This window comes from Pseudomonas sp. PGPPP1 (assembly GCF_002255865.1).
Classification (GTDB): domain Bacteria; phylum Pseudomonadota; class Gammaproteobacteria; order Pseudomonadales; family Pseudomonadaceae; genus Aquipseudomonas; species Aquipseudomonas cremoris.
This window is the reverse complement of the sequence record NZ_NKIG01000003.1, coordinates 183,040-200,329: the sequence shown is the minus strand read 5'-3', so window position 1 is coordinate 200,329 and position 17,290 is coordinate 183,040. Positions and strand designations below refer to the sequence as shown.

The following is a 17,290-nucleotide window of genomic DNA, read 5'->3' as shown; positions in this document are numbered from 1 at the left end:
TGGGATGGAGAGAGGGATGGAGAGAGGGATGGGGAGTGGGATGGAATGAATGCCAGAGCTGAACTACCCTCTGCCTACCGTGCGCAGTCCCATCGCCCTCGTTCGAGCGCTTGGAGAGGCCCTATTTCGATCAACGATACTGACCCATTACGGCCATTACTGGCTCAATGCGCCCTAGGCAACCGCCAGGCGTTCGAAACCCTTTACCGCAACGTTTCACCGCGACTGCACGGTGTGGCCCTGCGTTTCATGGGGCGCCCTGACCTGGCCGAAGAGGTTCTGCAGGAAGCCTTCGTGCGTATCTGGTACAACGCCCCGCGCTACGAGGCGCACCTGGCGGCGCCGATGACCTGGATGGTCAATATCACCCGCAACCTGGCCATCGACCAATTGCGCAAGCACCGTGAGCAACCGCTGGTGGATGGCCAACAAGACGCCATGGTCGATGACGCCCCCAGCGCCCACGACCTGCTCGACAGCCAACGTGAGGCCAACGCCTTGAATCGCTGCCTGGAGACCCTGGACGGCATGCAGCGCCAATCCATCAGCGTCGCTTACTTCCAAGGCCTCTCCTGCTCCGAATTGGCCGACCACTTGGCAGCGCCACTGGGTTCGGTCAAATCCTGGATTCGCCGAGGCATGGAGCGCCTGCGCAGGTGTCTTGAATCATGAATTACCAAACCCCGGCACTGCGCCGCGCCCTTGCCGCCGACTACGCCATCGGACTGATGCCCGCCACTGCACGTCGGCGTTTTGATGCCTTGTTGCTTGACGATGCCGCGCTGCGGGTCGAGCTGGGTCATTGGCAAGACGCCCTTGCCAGCCTGACCGGCACTTTGCCGGAACGGCCGGTCCCCGATCATGTTTGGGCCGGCATCCAGGCACGCATCGAGCCGCAAGTGCTGCATGTGCCGGCGAAGAAACCGTTCTGGATGAATGTGCGCCTGCTGGCAGCCGCGTGTGCGGTCGTCGTCGCAGTGTTGGTGGGCGTTCTTTATCAGCGTGATATCGGCGCCGAGTACAGGGCCACGCTGGTTGCCGCTAACCAGCAACCGGCGTTGCAGATCCAGGCTTTTGCCGATTACCTGCAAGTCGAGCCTTTGACGCTGGCGGCGCTGGAACCGACGCGCGTCCTGGAATTGTGGGCTATTCCCGCTGGCGGCAAACCGATTTCACTGGGCTTGGTGCCTAGCGCCGGTAAGGGTCGGATTGAGTTGAGCAAAGAGCAGCAAGCGCTGCTGACCGCATCACTGACCCTGGCCGTCAGCCTGGAGCCGCTAGGTGGTTCGCCGACCGGGCAGCCGACTGGGCCCGTGTTGTATCAAGGAGCGCTAGCCACTCGCTGACACCCCATAACCCATGTGGGAGCGGGCTTGCTCGCGAAAGCGGTGGGTCAGCCCCGTATCAGCCGACTGACACACCGTCTTCGCGAGCAAGCCCGCTCCCACATTTGGATCTTTGTTTGCCTGTGGTTTACGCAGCGCTGAACAGTTTGTGCGGATCGATCACAAATTTCTTCGGCACGCCCGCATCGAACTCGCCATAACCACGTGGCGCGTCATCCAGGCTGATCACCTGCACACCGACGATTTCAGCAATGTTGATACGGTCCCACATAATCGCCTGCATCAGCGCGCGGTTGTACTTCATCACTGGGGTCTGGCCAGTGTGGAAGCTGTGGGATTTGGCCCAGCCCAGACCAAAACGAATGCTCAGGCTGCCCATTTTTGCGGCGGCATCCACAGCACCCGGGTCTTCGGTGACGTACAGACCCGGAATACCGATCTTGCCCGCCACGCGCACTACGCCCATCAGCGAGTTGAGCACGGTGGCCGGGGCTTCAGCCTTGACGCCTTCATGGCCATGACCACGGGCTTCGAAGCCTACGGCATCGACGGCGCAGTCCACTTCCGGTTCGCCCAGCAATGCAGCTATCTGTTCGTGCAGCGGGGTATCAGTGGACAGGTCGGCCACTTCAAAACCCTGGGCCTTGGCGTGGGCCAGGCGGATCGGGTTGACGTCGCCGATGATCACCACCGCTGCGCCGAGCAGGCGTGCCGAGGCAGCAGCAGCCAGGCCGACAGGGCCGGCACCGGCGATATACACGGTGCTGCCTGGACCAACGCCAGCAGTGACGGCGCCGTGGTAACCGGTAGGCAGGATGTCGGAGAGGCAAGTCAGGTCGCGGATTTTCTCCATGGCCTTGTCGCGGTCCGGCAGTTTGAGCAGGTTGAAGTCGGCGTATGGCACCAGCACGTATTCGGCTTGGCCACCGGTCCAGTCGCCCATGTCGACGTAGCCGTAGGCACCACCGGGACGGGCCGGGTTAACAGTGAGGCACACGCCGGTGTGTTGCTCTTTGCAGGAGCGGCAACGGCCGCACGCCACGTTGAACGGTACGGACACCAGGTCGCCGATTTTCAGGTTCTCGACGTCGCTGCCCTTCTCGATCACTTCACCGGTGATCTCGTGACCGAGCACCAGGCCGGTCTGGGCAGTGGTGCGGCCGCGCACCATGTGTTGGTCGGAGCCGCAGATGTTGGTGGAGACCACGCGCAGGATGACGCCATGTTCGATCTTCCTGCCACGGGGGTCCTGCATTTTGGGATAGTCGATTTTCTGTACTTCGACTTGGCCGTTGCCGAGATACACGACACCACGATTACCAGACATGCTTTCACCTCGCTGTTGTTTTTATGGAACCGCGTCGCCCAGGCAGGCGGCGCGTAAAGTGCTCGGGTACAGATGCTGTTTCTTGTGTTGTTTGTTGGGGCCTCTTCGCGAGCAAGCCCGCTCCCACATTGACTGTATTTACACATTTGGATGTGTGAACACATTCCAATGTGGGAGCTGGCTTGCCTGCGATAGCGATCTAAAGAACGACTGTGCGATTGGCGTTGAGAAACACCCGCCGCTCAATGTGATACCCAACCGCCCGGGCCAATGTCAGCCCTTCAATATCCCGCCCCTTGGCAATCAAGTCCTCGGGATAGTGGCTGTGGTCCACCACCTCCACGCCCTGGGCGATGATGGGGCCTTCATCCAAATCGTTGTTGATGTAATGCGCCGTAGCGCCCACCAATTTCACGCCCTTGTTGTACGCCTGATGATAAGGCTTGGCGCCCTTGAACCCGGGCAACAACGAGTGGTGAATGTTGATGGCCTTTCCATCAAGTTTGCGGCACAGCTCAGGCGACAACACTTGCATGTAGCGCGCAAGAATCACCAGCTCCGCGCCTGTGTCTTCCACCACTTGCCACACCTGACGCTCCTGGGACGGTTTGTCGTTGGGGTCGAGGGGGAAATGGTAGTAGGGAATCTGGTGCCAGTCGGCCAACGGTTTCAAATCGGGGTGGTTGGACACCACCGCGACCACATCCATCGACAACTGGCCGATGCGCTGGCGATACAGCAGATCATTCAGGCAGTGATCGGCCTTGGAGACCATGATCACCACTTTCGGCCGGTAGTTCGGCGCCGTCAGTTCGAAGATCATGCCGAACGCTTGACCGCGCGTGGCCAGGCCATCACGGAAGGCTTGTTCGTCAAACCCATCGGGCTGGCGGAATTCCACGCGAATGAAAAACCGCCCGGAAAGCCGATCATCGAACGAGTGGTGCTCAGTCACGTAGCAGCCCTGTTCGAACAGGTAGCGGGTGACCGCGTCCACCGTGCCGAGCACGCTGGGGCAGTCGGCAGTCAAAATCCATGTATCGGGTGCGCGGCTCATGGGGCATTCCTCAGGCTTGGACGCTCAGGCCGAATTCGGCAGAGGCATCCTGCAACCACAACCACCAGTAGTCCGAGAAGCTGCGACGAATCAGCAGCTCCCAGGTGTCTTCAGCGGTGTGGCGGATCACCAGTTGCGACTTGGCGAACACCGTACCCACTGCCTTGCCCACCGGGAAGTTATTGGGGTGCACGTCGTAGCTGGTGGACTTCATCAGCACATCGCGCACGTTCGGGCCGCTGAGTTCGAGAATCTGCTGGCCGCCGCTGACGTTGACCACCTGGATATGCAGCTCGCCCAGGGCTTCGCGCAAGCTTTTCTCGGCAGCGAATTCTTCACCGCTTGGCACGATGAGCAACCACTCATCCGGGCCGAGCCATTGCAGGCTGGTTTCGCCCTTGATGATCACTTGCAGGGCGCCTGGCAGTTCGATGCCCAGGGCCTTGTGCACACCGGCTGCGAAAGCCGCGTCATGGCCATCGCCACGGATGGTCAGGTGGCCCAGGAGTTTCTTTTCACGCACGGTCACGCCGGCGTTCTTGCGGCCCTTGCCGACCAGGCTGGCGAGGTCGGCATGGTGCAGCGACGACTCGGCCTTGGCCCCGGACGTTGGGCGTTGTTGGTAAACATTGGCTGCTGTCATAAAGCACCTGTTTTGAATGCTGTGGTGTCTGTTCTGGCCTCATCGCGGGCAAGCCCGGCTCCCACAGGGGAATGCATTCCAAATGTGGGAGCTGGCTTGCGTGCGATGCAGGCGACTCGGTCCATCAGATGTTCTGACGATCGCCTTTCGGGTCAAAGAACACCGAAGACACAATCTCCGCCTCGATCACGCTGCCATCCGCTTGCGGTGAGAACACCCGCTCGCCAATACGCTTCAAGCCGCCCTTCACCACGCCCATCGCAAATGAATAACCGAGGGAGTTGTGTGCATAACTTGAGGTCACATGACCGACCATCTTCATCGGGATCGACTGCTTCGGATCGAACACCAACTGCGCGCCTTCCGGCAGCCACACTTTCGGGTCCACCGGCTTCAAGCCCACCAGTTGCTTGCGTTCTTCACGCACGCAGTCTTCACGGTTCATGCCGCGCCAGCCGATCCACGAGAACGGCTTGGTACGCCCTACGCACCAGCCCATGTTCAGGTCGTCCGGGGTCATCGAGCCGTCGGTGTCTTGGCCGACGATGATGAAGCCCTTTTCGGCCCGCAATACGTGCATGGTTTCGGTGCCGTACGGGGTCAGGTTGTACTTCTTGCCGGCCTCGACGATTTTTTCCAGCACGCCCATGGCGTAGTCGGCCTGCACGTTGACTTCATACGACAGCTCACCGGTAAACGAGATACGGAACACCCGCGCCGGTACGCCGCCCACCAGGCCTTCTTTCCAAGTCATGAACGGGAAGCCGTCCTTGTCCAGGTCGATGTCGGTGACTTCCGCCAGCAGCTTGCGGCTGTTAGGGCCGGACAGGGTCATGGTGGCCCAGTGGTCGGTGACCGAGGTGAAGTACACCTTGAGGTCTGGCCACTCGGTCTGTTGGTAGATTTCCAGCCACTGCAGAACGCGTGCCGCGCCGCCGGTGGTGGTGGTCATCAGGAAGTGGTTGTCAGCGAGGCAGGCGGTCACGCCGTCATCGAAGACCATGCCGTCTTCCTTGCACATCAGGCCGTAGCGCGCCTTGCCCACGTCGAGCTTGGTCCAGGCGTTGGTGTAGATGCGGTTGAGGAACTCGCGGGCATCCGGGCCCTGAATGTCGATCTTGCCGAGGGTGGACGCGTCCAGCAGGCCGACGCTGTCGCGCACGGCCAGGCATTCGCGTTTCACCGCCGCGTGCAGGTCTTCACCGTTGCGCGGGAAATACCATGGGCGTTTCCACTGGCCGACGTCTTCAAACTCGGCGCCGTTCTTCACGTGCCAGGCTTGCAGCGCGGTGTAGCGTACGGGTTCGAAGATGTGCCCACAGTGACGGCCTGCTACCGCGCCGAAAGTCACCGGCGTGTAGTTCGGGCGGAACATGGTGGTGCCCATCTGCGGGATGGTCACGTTCAACGAACGGGCAGCAATCGCCAGGCCGTTGACATTACCCAACTTGCCTTGGTCGGTGCCAAAGCCCAGTGCGGTGTAGCGCTTGACGTGCTCGACCGACTCGAAACCTTCGCGGGTCGCCAGTTCGATGGCGGCGGCGGTCACGTCGTTTTGCAGGTCGACAAACTGCTTGGGCGCCCGTGCGGTTGGCTTGTCATGCGGCACTTGGTACACCGCCAAAGTCGGCTCTTCCAAACGGCTCAGCGCTTTGGGCAAGGTGCCTTCCACCGGCGCAAAACCGGCTTCGCTGGCGGCGCGCACGCCACCTTCAAAACCGTCTGCCAGGGAATCGCCCAGGCCGTAGACGCCATTGATGCCGCCCACGCACACGCGTTTTTGCGGTGCTTCGCCCGGCACAAAACCGAGGATGTCTTCGCGCCAGGTCGGCTTGCCGCCCAGGTGCGAGGCCAAGTGGACCACCGGGCTGTAGCCGCCGGAGCTGGCGACGAGGTCGCAGTCCAGCCACTCGCCGGGGCTGGTGACTTTGTGCGCCTTGACGTCAATCGCGGCGATCCGCGCAGCGGTCACGCGCTTGGTGCCACGGGCCTCGACCACGGCGCTGCCGGTGAGGATACGAATGCCTTTGGCGCGGGCTTCTTCCACCAGCGCGCCGCGTGGGTTGTGGCGTACATCGGCCACCGCAACCACTTGCAGGCCGGCATCCAACCAGTCCAGCGCTACGCGGTAGGCGTGGTCGTTGTTGGTGGACAGCACCAGTTTCTTGCCCGGTGCCACGCCGTAGCGGCGCACGTAGGTAGAGACCGCACCGGCCAGCATGTTGCCCGGCACATCGTTGTTGCCGTACACCAGCGGGCGCTCGCAGGCGCCGGTGGCCAACACCACACGCTTGGCACGCACACGGTGGATACGCTGGCGCACCACGCCAATCGGCGCACGGTCACCCAGGTGATCGGTGAGGCGTTCGTGAATGGTCAGGAAGTTATGGTCGTGGTAGCCGTTGACGGTGGCGCGGGGCAGCAGCACCACGTCCGGCAACGCTTTCAATTCGGCGATGACGCTGGCGACCCACTCAGTGGCCGGCTTGCCGTCGAGGCTTTCGCGCGAATCCAGCAGCGAGCCACCGAACTCTTCTTGTTCGTCAGCGATGATCACGCGGGCACCGCTGCGCGCAGCAGCGAGTGCGGCGGCCAGGCCAGCAGGGCCTGCGCCCACCACCAGCACGTCACAGTGACGGTTGAAGTTGTCGTAGGTGTCCGGGTCGTTCTCGGTCGGCGAGCGGCCAAGGCCAGCGGCCTTACGGATGTACTTCTCGTAAGTCATCCAGAACGATTGCGGGTACATGAAGGTTTTGTAGTAGAAGCCCGGCGGCATCAGCTTGCCGCCGACCTTGCCGAGAATGCCCATCACGTCGGTGTTGACGTTCGGCCAGCCGTTGGTGCTGGTGGCGACCAGGCCTTGGTACAGCGCCTGTTGCGTGGCGCGCACGTTGGGGATCTGGGTGGCTTCGGTGGCACCGATCTGCAGCACCGCGTTCGGCTCTTCGGCGCCAGCAGCAAAGATGCCGCGAGGGCGTGAGTACTTGAAGCTGCGGCCGATGATGTCAACGCCGTTGGCCAGCAGGGCAGCGGCCAAGGTGTCTCCTTCAAAGCCCTTGTAGGTCTGGCCGTTGAAGCTGAAGGTCAGGACTTTATTACGGTCGATCCGGCCACCGTTGGACAGGCGATTGGTCTGGCTCATACCTTCTCTCCAGCAGCCTTGGCGGTGAATTGCGGCTTGGTGCCGATCTTGTAGGTTTCAAGAATTTCGTAGGTCAGCGTGTCGCGGGTCGCGTTGAAGTACTGGCGGCAACCGGCGGCGTGAATCCACAGTTCGTGGTGCAGGCCACGCGGGTTGTCGCGGAAGAACATGTAGTCGCCCCACTGCTCATCGGTGCAGGCATTCGGGTCCAGCGGACGCGGGATGTGCGCTTGGCCGGACGCATGGAATTCCTCTTCGGAGCGCAGTTCGCCACAGTGAGGACAGAAGATATGCAACATAGGAAATTTCTCCTGTTAGTGGGCGACGGCCGCAGCGCCGTGTTCGTCGATAAGCGCACCGTTGTGGAAACGGTCGATGGAAAACGGTGCCGCCAACGGGTGCATCTCACCCTTGGCCAAACTCGCGGCAAACACGTTGCCTGAGCCCGGCGTGGCCTTGAAGCCACCGGTGCCCCAACCGCAGTTGAAGAACATGTTCGGCACTGGCGTCTTGGAGATGATCGGGCAGGCATCCGGCGTGGTATCGACGATGCCGCCCCACTGGCGGTTCATGCGCACACGCGACAGCACGGGGAACATCTCGACGATGGCCTGGATGGTGTGCTCGATCACCGGGTACGAACCACGCTGGCCGTAGCCGTTGTAGCCGTCGATACCGGCGCCGATCACCAGGTCGCCCTTGTCGGACTGGCTGATGTAACCGTGCACGGCGTTAGACATGATCACGCTGTCGATAATCGGCTTGATCGGCTCCGACACCAACGCTTGCAGCGGGTGGGATTCAATCGGCAGGCGGAAGCCGGCGAGTGAAGCCATGTGCCCGGAGTTACCGGCAGTCACCACACCGACGCGCTTGGCGCCGATAAAGCCCTTGTTGGTTTCCACGCCGATGCACACGCCGTTTTCCTTGCGAAAGCCGATCACTTCGGTCTGCTGGATCAAGTCCACGCCCAGTGCGTCAGCGGCACGGGCAAAACCCCAGGCCACGGCATCGTGACGGGCCACGCCGCCGCGACGTTGCACGGTGGCGCCGAGTACCGGGTAGCGGGTGTTTTTCGAGCAATCGAGATACGGGATCTCGTCAGCCACTTGTTTGGCGTTGAGCAACTCGCCGTCCACGCCGTTGAGGCGGTTGGCACTGACGCGACGCTCGGAATCACGGATGTCTTGCAGGGTGTGGCACAGGTTGTACACACCACGTTGGGAGAACATCACGTTGTAGTTCAGGTCCTGGGACAGGCCTTCCCACAGTTTCATCGCGTGTTCGTACAGGTGAGCCGACTCGTCCCACAGGTAGTTGGAGCGCACGATGGTGGTGTTGCGCGCGGTGTTACCGCCGCCCAGCCAGCCTTTCTCGACCACGGCCACGTTGGTGATGCCGTGTTCTTTGGCCAGGTAGTAGGCGGTCGCCAGACCATGCCCGCCACCGCCGACGATGACCACGTCGTACACCTTTTTAGGGGTGGGCGTGCGCCACATCTTCTGCCAGTTTTCGTGGTGGCTGAGTGAGTGCTTGAAGAGGCCAAAGCCCGAGTAGCGTTGCATAGTCATTACTCCAAAACCGCGCTCAGCGATAAACCGGGAAATCAGCGCACAGGGCAGACACGTGCTTGGCCACGTTGGCCTCGACATCGGCGTCGCCGAGGTTGTCGAGGATGTCGCAGATCCAGCCCGCCAGTTCGATGCACTGCGGCACTTTGAAACCACGCGTAGTCACCGCCGGGGTGCCGATGCGCAGGCCCGACGTCACGAACGGCGACTGTGGGTCGTTCGGCACGGCGTTCTTGTTGACGGTGATGTGGGCGCGACCCAGGGCGGCGTCCGCCTCTTTGCCGGTGAGGCCCTGACGAATCAGGCTGACCAGGAACAGGTGGTTATCGGTGCCGCCGGACACGACATCGTAGCCGCGCTTGATAAACACCTCGGCCATCGCCTGGGCGTTGTCGATCACTTGCTGTTGATACGCCTTGAAGCCCGGCTCCAGCGCTTCCTTGAAGCACACGGCCTTGCCGGCGATGACGTGCATCAGCGGGCCGCCCTGAGCGCCGGGGAATACGGCGGCGTTGAGTTTCTTTTCGATTTCTTCGTTGGACTTGGCCAGGATCAAGCCACCACGTGGACCGCGCAGGGTCTTGTGGGTGGTGGTGGTGACCACGTCGGCGTAAGGCAGCGGGTTCGGGTACAGGCCAGCGGCGACCAGGCCGGCGACGTGGGCCATGTCTACGAACAGCAGTGCGCCTACCTTGTCGGCGATCTGGCGGAAGCGTGGGAAATCCAGGGTCTTGGAGTAGGCAGAGAAACCGGCCACAACCATTTTCGGCTTGTGCTCGACCGCCAGGCGCTCGACTTCGTCGTAGTCGATCAGGCCGGTGTCGGTGTTGATACCGTATTGCACCGCGTTGTACAGCTTGCCCGAGGACGACACTTTGGCGCCGTGGGTCAGGTGACCGCCGTGGGCCAGGCTCATGCCCAGGATGGTGTCGCCGGCATTGATCAGTGCCAAGTACACGGCGCTGTTGGCGGAAGAACCGGAGTGCGGCTGCACGTTGGCGTAATCGGCGCCGAACAGCTGCTTGGCGCGCTCGATGGCCAGGGCCTCGACTTTATCCACATGCTCGCAGCCACCGTAGTAGCGCTTGCCCGGGTAGCCTTCGGCGTATTTGTTGGTGAGGCCGCTGCCCTGGGCTTCCATCACACGCTTGCTGGTGTAGTTCTCTGACGCGATCAGCTCGATATGATCTTCCTGGCGCTGCTCCTCAGCATTCATGGCCGCCAGCAGTGCGTCGTCATATCCCTGAATCTGGTCTTGTTTGCTGAACATCGCGTCTCTCCCAGCCTTTCGTATTGTTGAGGCCCGGTGCAGGGCCCTTTGATGCGATGGTAGGGCTGGCGCCTCTGGGTCAAATGCCTACGGGCGCCACGCAAAGGTGCGTTTACGACATCAGCAGCCATACGGGCAGAAAATTAATCCTACACACCTCAACGCAGCCGCCGTAAGAAACAACTTAAAAAGCTATAAAACCATCATTCAAAACCAAACTTAAAAATACAAACTTAAAATATCCAGCCAAATAAAACCTTACACAACCCTTATAGATCGAACACCATACCCGCTGTATTAATACCCCCTTCGAAGCGCCACTCAGCCTGCAACTTAGTCACTGTAGAAAACTTGAACCTCATGTTTATTCCAGGAGACACGGCATGACATTAATCGACAACGCGACTTCTATTTGCAAACGGCTGGCCCCCGGCGGCTGGCATAACTTACTGCTTAAACATGGCCTTGATATACTGGCGCCATGCCTTGCAACTGAACTTCGCAAGCCGTTAACTCATATAGATCGGACACTCGCCGGCTTCGAAGACTTTTGCCCCACCGGCCAACATGGCATAGAGCCGGGCAAACCGGCACAAAGCCTGCTGTATCACGCACTGGCCAGCCCTAACGTGACCCACGACGCGCAAGGCACACCGCTTCAGGACTACCCCACCACAGCCGAACTAGAGACCCTCCTCAACCTGGTCTACGGGATTGATCCCCCCAGCATCGAACATCTCAAAGAGCGCGCTCAGGGCGCACCCCTGGCGGTTGTGGTGTTCTCCCATGAATATCGCCCGGCACCCGACACCGTCCACAAAGCCCGCGCCGACCTGTGCTTCTCGCGAACAGGCATCGCACGTGTGGGCACCATGCCAGCCCTGTATGACCCACAGCGCCGGGGCTTCCTGCCATTCGTGGAGGGTCAAGACCATCAAATCCGCGTATTACCTGCACGCTATAGCGCTTTTGTTGCAATACAGCGTAAGGGGGATCAAGCCAGCTTTGGCCCGATGCGCTTTGGCACCAGTGATGGCGACCGCGACTTTTGGGTGCCTGTGCACAAGCTGTTCGATGGCGACGAATGTATTGCCGGTATGAACCTTGAGCTTGAACTGCTGAGCGAACACAAAAACGAGAAGCTGCGCCGCATCCATTTGGCGCTAGGGGCAAACTCAGGCTGGGGAGAACCCGATATCAGCCGCCAACCCTTCGTAATCAACGAAGGGTTGGCCGACTGGCTAAGCGTCATTGGAGGGCTAGTGACCGATGAACATGACCCGGGACTGCTCTGCCCACTGCCACGTGACTGCTTGGTCGAAGCGGCTCGCTATCAGGGTAAACCCCTGACATTCAGAGTTCCAGGCCAGCCACTGTTACTGGACTCGAGCTTGTCCATGCCTCCCCACGCACCCGAATTTGTCCACATTCGCCATCAGGTGCTTTCCACTGGCGACATCATTGATCTCAACCAATCCCCCAGCATGATGAAGGTCTTGAACAAAGGTCGCTTCGATGCCTTGCACTATCTGGACTTTACCGCGGACGGCTGGATCAACGCCAAGTGCGCTGCACTGGATGCCATTTTTCCGCAGCGCGTTGCGGCTTACTCACTGATCAGCGCCCCAGACTTCTACCCGCTGTGCACTCAGCGCCAACTGAGTGAATGGCTTGAAAGCATGCCGACCGACATCCAAGAGGAACTTTTCAGCCAGCCCCCTGTATGTTTGTCGGACGTCAGAAGCCCCGCCAACCTGAGCTCGTTTGCTGCAACCTTTGATCGCTCGGACACAGGAATCACAGCGATTGTTGCACAAGCCGATACGCCCCTCGGCACGCCCCTTCCGGCCCTGCTCAAAGTTGACTCTGCCAGGCGAGCGTCCTATTTGCCGGACGCCGCTGCGGGACTGTTCGCACCGGGTTGGGACGTGGGAACAGACTTCGAGGGTGACGTTTTCGACTATGACAACACCGAGTGGCACCTGGCCGCTTATAGGCTGGGAAGCCCCTTCCCGGAGGATGCGAAACTGTGTGCCGCCTTGAGTTCCTTCTGGCCTGCCGTCGCACCCGACACGGTCCAGCAATTCGAACCATCGAGCAGCCGGCAGACGGTAAAACCCATGCTTGATGCCGAAATCGGCAAGGCCGGCGGCGTCCCTTGGGATGGTACCCCTGCGCCACACCATTACAGCGAAAATGGCCAGCCCTATATCGCTTTTACTTCGTCCTTATATGGGGATTACACGCAAAGTGCACTTGATGGGGCATTTTCCCTAACACATACCGGTAAAGTTGACGCCAAGGAATATCAACAGCGAATGAGCGCATTGCTGCGTGTGCGCTCAATCATTGGGAAAACATATAAAGAGTGGCGAATCATTTCATTTCGACTTGCCATGGAGGAGGATATGAAAGAACTTGATCACTGCCTGGCCGCGCAAGTTAAAAGTGTGCAAACCGCTTATCGATTTGAAATGGCACGGCTTGGCTCAGCGACGTCTACAGCGTTCAACAAAGTGCATGTAAAAGTGATTGAAAGCTCAACTTTCCTGGTATGGCCCGAAACAATCCTGCAGCGATATGCAGAGCGCCCATGGCGGCGTACCTGACCCACAACCGACACCTGGTAACCTATGGAACGCTATGACGTTATTGTCATCGGCGCAGGGCCGGCAGGTTGCGCGTGTGCGATTCATAGCGCTCGAAACGGCATGAGTGTTGCCATTATCGAGCGCCATCCCGCCACGCGTGATCGTCCGGGTGAAACCCTGCATCCCGGCATTGAGCCCCTGCTTCACCAACTCGGTGTTGCCGAGTGGGTGAACAATGGGGGCTTTGCCCGCCCCTTGGGGGTATGGGTCGCATGGCAGCATGAGCGTCGCTTCGTCCCGTTTGGCGAGGATGCAAACGGGCCGTGGCGCGGGTTTCAAATCCCCGGAGCCAGGCTGGACAGCCTGCTGCTGGAAGCGGCCAAGGCATGCAACGTCGTTATCAGGCAACCGTGCCACGCCAAAGGCGTTATTACACGGCACCAGCGGGTCATCGGCGTTCAGACCAATGAGGGGGTTTTACACAGTACCTATCTGGTCGACGCCAGCGGTGCCAACGGCTGGCTGGCACGTCAGTTGGGTCTCAAGCTCCATCGATATTCTGCGCCGCTGATGGCGTTTTATGGGTATGTACAAATCGAAGATGACGATGAACGCCCGCCTGAAGGAATGTTCGCAGATCCGTTCGGCTGGTATTGGTGGCTCATCTGGGTGACGGCCGCTATAACTGGACGCGGCTGCGATTTGAGCATGCCGCTGACCAACGGGCGAACACTGCTCCCTTGTCGCTCACAGGCATCAACCCCCTGGGGAAAACACGCGGCGCTGATGTCACCTGGAGGATCTACGACCATCTGGCGGGCGACGGCTACTTCATCACGGGGGATGCGGCGGCGGTTCTCGACCCTGCGGCATCCCATGGCGTGCTCAAGGCAATCATGTCCGGAACAATGGCTGCCCATGGGATTTTACAGAGCCGGACATCCCGGGCACAGCAACATGCAATCGCAGTGCATTACCATCAATGGTTACAGGACTGGTTCGATCAGGATGTGAAGAGCATGCGCGCACTGTACGCAGAGCATCCATTCCCACCGGCCTGGCTTCCCGTTTCCTGACGTGCGCGGGCCATTGGGCCGATCGTTCAGGCGATAACCTGCCGGACAGCGAGCAATACCACAAAATGTGCCGGGTAGAGGGCATACGCCCAACGGCGCATAGCTGGCGGGGAGGCGCTTTGGGCATGTCGCAACAAGATCAGGCCGAGCAGCGGCCCAATCAGGCATGCGGCCAGTCCCAATAGCGCCACGAGCTTGCCGTTAATGAGCAGAACCTGCCATTGGTTAGCAGCCACACAGACCAACCCTGGCAGCAGGCTGAAATACCAGGGCCGACGAAATACCAGCAGCATCGCCAACGGCAGCAATACACCGAAAAAACCGAACATCAGTTGGCTGGAAAATACTGTGGCTATGCTGAGGGCAACCAACGCCAATCCGCGATCAACAAGCGCCCTCTGTTGCCATCCTCGCGCAACCAGCAAACCCAGCGCCAAGGTCGGCAACACATTCAACGTATCGGCATCCTCGATAAACAGCCGATACGGCACTTCACTGATCACACTGAACAGCAGCAACCAGCCCAGGTAACGACCGGTGACCGGCGTGCTTCCCATTCGGTGCAAATTCGCCGCAATGGCCAAGCAAAACCACGGAAAAGCCAGGCGCCCCGGCACATACAGTCCATCCAGGCTTAAACCGACATAACGCAGGTGATCAAGCACCATGCACAGCAGCGCCAGCCACTTGAGCAGGTCCAGGGCGCCGTCTCGGACACGTCCGACAGGCAAGGTGTAGGCAGCGTGCATAATTCCCCAACGACTTTGCATTTACAGTACGTGCGCACCCCAGACAATCTTGGTTACAGTGCGCACCAACATCGACCACAGGAATGGGCCATGACCGACAAGAGCCAACAATTCGCCAGCGACAACTACTCCGGCATCTGCCCGGAAGCCTGGGCCGCCATGGAACAAGCCAACCAGGGCCATCAACGGGCCTACGGCGATGATGAATGGACCCACCGCGCCGCCGACGGTTTCCGCAATCTGTTCGAAACCGACTGCGAAGTATTCTTCGCCTTCAACGGCACCGCTGCCAACTCCCTTGCGCTGTCCTCGTTGTGCCAGAGCTACCATAGCGTGATTTGCTCGGAAACCGCCCACGTCGAAACCGACGAATGCGGCGCGCCGGAGTTTTTCTCCAACGGCTCCAAGCTGCTCACCGCCCGCACCGAAAACGGCAAGCTGACCCCGGAATCGATCCGCGAGATCGCCCTCAAGCGCCAAGACATCCACTACCCCAAGCCGCGCGTGGTCACCCTAACCCAAGCCACCGAAGTCGGCAGCGTGTACACCCCGGAAGAAATCCGCGCCATCAGCGCCACCTGCAAGGAATTGGGCCTGAACCTGCACATGGACGGCGCGCGTTTTTCCAACGCCTGCGCCTTCCTCGGATGCTCGCCGGCCGACCTGACCTGGAAAGCCGGGGTGGACGTGTTGTGCTTTGGCGGTACCAAAAACGGCATGGCCGTGGGTGAAGCGATCCTGTTCTTCAACCACAAGCTGGCCGAAGACTTTGACTACCGCTGCAAACAGGCCGGCCAACTGGCATCGAAAATGCGCTTCCTCTCCGCCCCATGGGTAGGCTTGCTGGAAAACGACGCGTGGCTCAAACACGCACGCCATGCCAACCACTGCGCGCAATTGCTGAGCAACTTGGTGGCGGATATTCCGGGGGTGGAATTGATGTTCCCGGTGCAGGCCAACGGGGTGTTCCTACAACTGTCAGAACCGGCTATCGCGGCGCTGACGGCCAAGGGCTGGCGCTTCTACACCTTCATCGGCAAGGGCGGCGCACGGTTCATGTGTGCGTGGGATACCGAGGAAGAACGTGTAAGGGAATTGGCGGCGGATATCCGGGAAGTGATGGGCGCCTGACCGTAGCGGATACTGGCGCAATGCCGAGTCTGTTATTTGATATTTCTGACAGCAGCACACTGTGTTTTCGTTGACTAGCCTCTTGAAACCCGAAGGGAAAAGCCGCTGCAGCGGCCCCCTTTCGGGAACAACTGCCTGCCGAATAATCGGCCGGAAACGGAAGTCCAGCAGAGAGCTAAACCATGGAATACCAAAGCAACGGCAACACCCTGCAAAGCGACGGCACCATCAACACCACGGTCATCGACTGGGATGAGTTCCGCAAGTACGCAAAAGTCGGCGACACCATCCGCGAGCCATCAAGGACACTGCGGATCTACGATAAAGTCTATGAATTGACAGCATCAGGCCAGCACTTCGTGGTCCATATCTACGCGCAGTAATCACACAGACTTAAGCCTTTATGGCTAAGTCATCCTCGAAAACCACCTGCATTTTGTTGCCCAGGCACCCGACCTGAACAAGTGCCTCCGCCAATTCAAATCTTTCACCGCCCGCTCCATCATTGATGACCTGCAAAACAAAGGCGTCGAACGCGTTCTGCAACGCCTGCGCTTCAGCAAACGCGCGCACAAGACAGATCGGGTTTATCAACTTTGGTAGGAAGGTTCACATGCCGAGTTGGTGTACAGCGAGGCGGTGATGCGACAGAAGCTCGATTACATCCACCACAATCCGGTTAAACGCGGCTACGTGGATCTGGCAGAACACTGGCGGTATTCCAGTGCGCGTAACTATGCAGGGGTGGAAGGGCTGATCGATATCCAACGTTGGTATGAATGAGGCGGGACGCGGAGCGTCTTGGGAGGCATTCCCACGCGGAGCGTGGGACCGATCAACAACCGAAGCCTGCGCCAGAAAGTCATGACCTCTGGCGCGGGAATGATCGAACTGGAAGCGAATGCCCTCCGGCGGACCTTCAGAAAACAATGGACAACTGCCGTTCATCTGCACTGGTATTTCTCACAGTGCCACCGTTTTCGGCCAGGGAGTAGATTCTGCGAACCTGAAAAGGAATTTGCGCAGTCTTTCAGGAAAAGGTGCCTACCGAGAACTCGGCGAGCAACAACAACTCAGAGAGGACTGCACAATGAACAGTGGAAAGCACGCCAACGCTCTAAAAAGCAAAAACCATGTCAGCGAAACAATCGTCGATTGGGATGAATTCAGGAAAATCGTGCAAGTTGGCGATACTTATGACGCCCTCGGGCAAAAAAGAACAGTCAGTGAAAAGGTCTTTGAAATGAGTGAGTCAGGGGAAGGTTTCACCATCCATGTTTTCGTCAAATGACTAAGTGCGGGAGGGGACCAACACCCTCCCCTACTCGACTGCCCCACTTGAGACATGAGAACTCGATGTGCACGTCACCCTTCGGCATGCTGCAGT

15 protein-coding genes and 1 pseudogene are annotated in these 17,290 nt (G+C 59.6%); 8 read left to right on the top strand and 8 right to left on the bottom strand.

Annotated elements, in window-relative coordinates:
* Positions 1-45: 45 nt before the first annotated feature.
* Both CFE47_RS07315 and CFE47_RS07310 read left to right on the top strand, forming a co-directional pair.
* Positions 46-672, top strand: a complete 627-nt coding sequence (locus CFE47_RS07315; protein WP_286836106.1) for an RNA polymerase sigma factor — start codon at positions 46-48, stop codon at positions 670-672.
* Complete coding sequence (locus CFE47_RS07310) at positions 669-1,346, top strand: anti-sigma factor (protein WP_286836105.1); 678 nt, start codon at positions 669-671, stop codon at positions 1,344-1,346. The genes CFE47_RS07315 and CFE47_RS07310 overlap by 4 nt, the downstream gene beginning before the upstream one ends.
* Positions 1,347-1,473: 127 nt before the next feature.
* Here CFE47_RS07310 and fdhA read toward each other — a convergent pair whose 3' ends face one another.
* The 7 genes from fdhA to glyA form a co-directional block, all read right to left on the bottom strand.
* Positions 1,474-2,673 (bottom strand): formaldehyde dehydrogenase, glutathione-independent, encoded by a 1,200-nt coding sequence (gene fdhA, locus CFE47_RS07305; protein WP_286836104.1) that lies wholly within the window; start codon positions 2,671-2,673, stop codon positions 1,474-1,476.
* Positions 2,674-2,872: 199 nt separating this feature from the next.
* Positions 2,873-3,730: a formyltetrahydrofolate deformylase gene (gene purU, locus CFE47_RS07300; RefSeq protein ID WP_286836103.1), complete on the bottom strand. Its 858-nt coding sequence runs from the start codon at positions 3,728-3,730 to the stop codon at positions 2,873-2,875.
* Positions 3,731-3,740: 10 nt separating this feature from the next.
* Positions 3,741-4,373 carry a sarcosine oxidase subunit gamma gene (locus tag CFE47_RS07295; protein WP_286836102.1) on the bottom strand — a complete coding sequence of 211 codons (633 nt, stop codon included), beginning with the start codon at positions 4,371-4,373 and terminating at the stop codon, positions 3,741-3,743.
* Between the two features lie 124 nt (positions 4,374-4,497).
* Positions 4,498-7,515 (bottom strand): sarcosine oxidase subunit alpha, encoded by a 3,018-nt coding sequence (locus CFE47_RS07290; protein WP_286836101.1) that lies wholly within the window; start codon positions 7,513-7,515, stop codon positions 4,498-4,500.
* Positions 7,512-7,814 carry a sarcosine oxidase subunit delta gene (locus CFE47_RS07285; RefSeq protein ID WP_286836100.1) on the bottom strand — a complete coding sequence of 101 codons (303 nt, stop codon included), beginning with the start codon at positions 7,812-7,814 and terminating at the stop codon, positions 7,512-7,514. Before CFE47_RS07285 ends, CFE47_RS07290 begins: the two co-directional genes overlap by 4 nt.
* A 15-nt stretch (positions 7,815-7,829) precedes the next feature.
* On the bottom strand, positions 7,830-9,080 hold the full coding sequence (locus CFE47_RS07280) for a sarcosine oxidase subunit beta (RefSeq protein WP_010207084.1): 1,251 nt from the start codon (positions 9,078-9,080) through the stop codon (positions 7,830-7,832).
* A gap of 22 nt (positions 9,081-9,102) precedes the next feature.
* Positions 9,103-10,356: a serine hydroxymethyltransferase gene (glyA, locus tag CFE47_RS07275; protein WP_033898051.1), complete on the bottom strand. Its 1,254-nt coding sequence runs from the start codon at positions 10,354-10,356 to the stop codon at positions 9,103-9,105.
* A gap of 383 nt (positions 10,357-10,739) precedes the next feature.
* Here glyA and CFE47_RS07270 point away from each other — a divergent pair, with 383 nt between their 5' ends.
* Both CFE47_RS07270 and CFE47_RS07265 read left to right on the top strand, forming a co-directional pair.
* The gene (locus CFE47_RS07270; protein WP_286836099.1) at positions 10,740-12,965 is read left to right on the top strand and encodes a hypothetical protein; all 2,226 of its coding nucleotides are present in this window, start codon (positions 10,740-10,742) and stop codon (positions 12,963-12,965) included.
* 24 nt (positions 12,966-12,989) lie between these two features.
* Positions 12,990-13,961 (top strand): NAD(P)/FAD-dependent oxidoreductase, encoded by a 972-nt coding sequence (locus CFE47_RS07265; RefSeq protein ID WP_286836098.1) that lies wholly within the window; start codon positions 12,990-12,992, stop codon positions 13,959-13,961.
* 88 nt (positions 13,962-14,049) lie between these two features.
* On the opposite strand, the gene CFE47_RS07260 is transcribed toward CFE47_RS07265, so the two are convergent.
* Positions 14,050-14,772 (bottom strand): TraX family protein, encoded by a 723-nt coding sequence (locus CFE47_RS07260; RefSeq protein WP_286836149.1) that lies wholly within the window; start codon positions 14,770-14,772, stop codon positions 14,050-14,052.
* Positions 14,773-14,862: 90 nt separating this feature from the next.
* Here CFE47_RS07260 and CFE47_RS07255 point away from each other — a divergent pair, with 90 nt between their 5' ends.
* From CFE47_RS07255 to CFE47_RS07240, 4 genes and pseudogenes are all read left to right on the top strand, one after another.
* Positions 14,863-15,903, top strand: a complete 1,041-nt coding sequence (locus CFE47_RS07255; RefSeq protein WP_286836097.1) for a threonine aldolase family protein — start codon at positions 14,863-14,865, stop codon at positions 15,901-15,903.
* Between the two features lie 182 nt (positions 15,904-16,085).
* Positions 16,086-16,286 (top strand): hypothetical protein, encoded by a 201-nt coding sequence (locus tag CFE47_RS07250; RefSeq protein ID WP_185709219.1) that lies wholly within the window; start codon positions 16,086-16,088, stop codon positions 16,284-16,286.
* A 28-nt stretch (positions 16,287-16,314) separates the two neighbouring features.
* Positions 16,315-16,686: pseudogene (locus CFE47_RS07245) on the top strand (transposase); the annotation flags it as partial.
* Positions 16,687-16,804: 118 nt separating this feature from the next.
* Entirely contained in the window at positions 16,805-17,194 is a 390-nt protein-coding gene (locus CFE47_RS07240) for a hypothetical protein (protein WP_286836096.1), read from the top strand.
* Positions 17,195-17,290 lie beyond the last annotated feature (96 nt).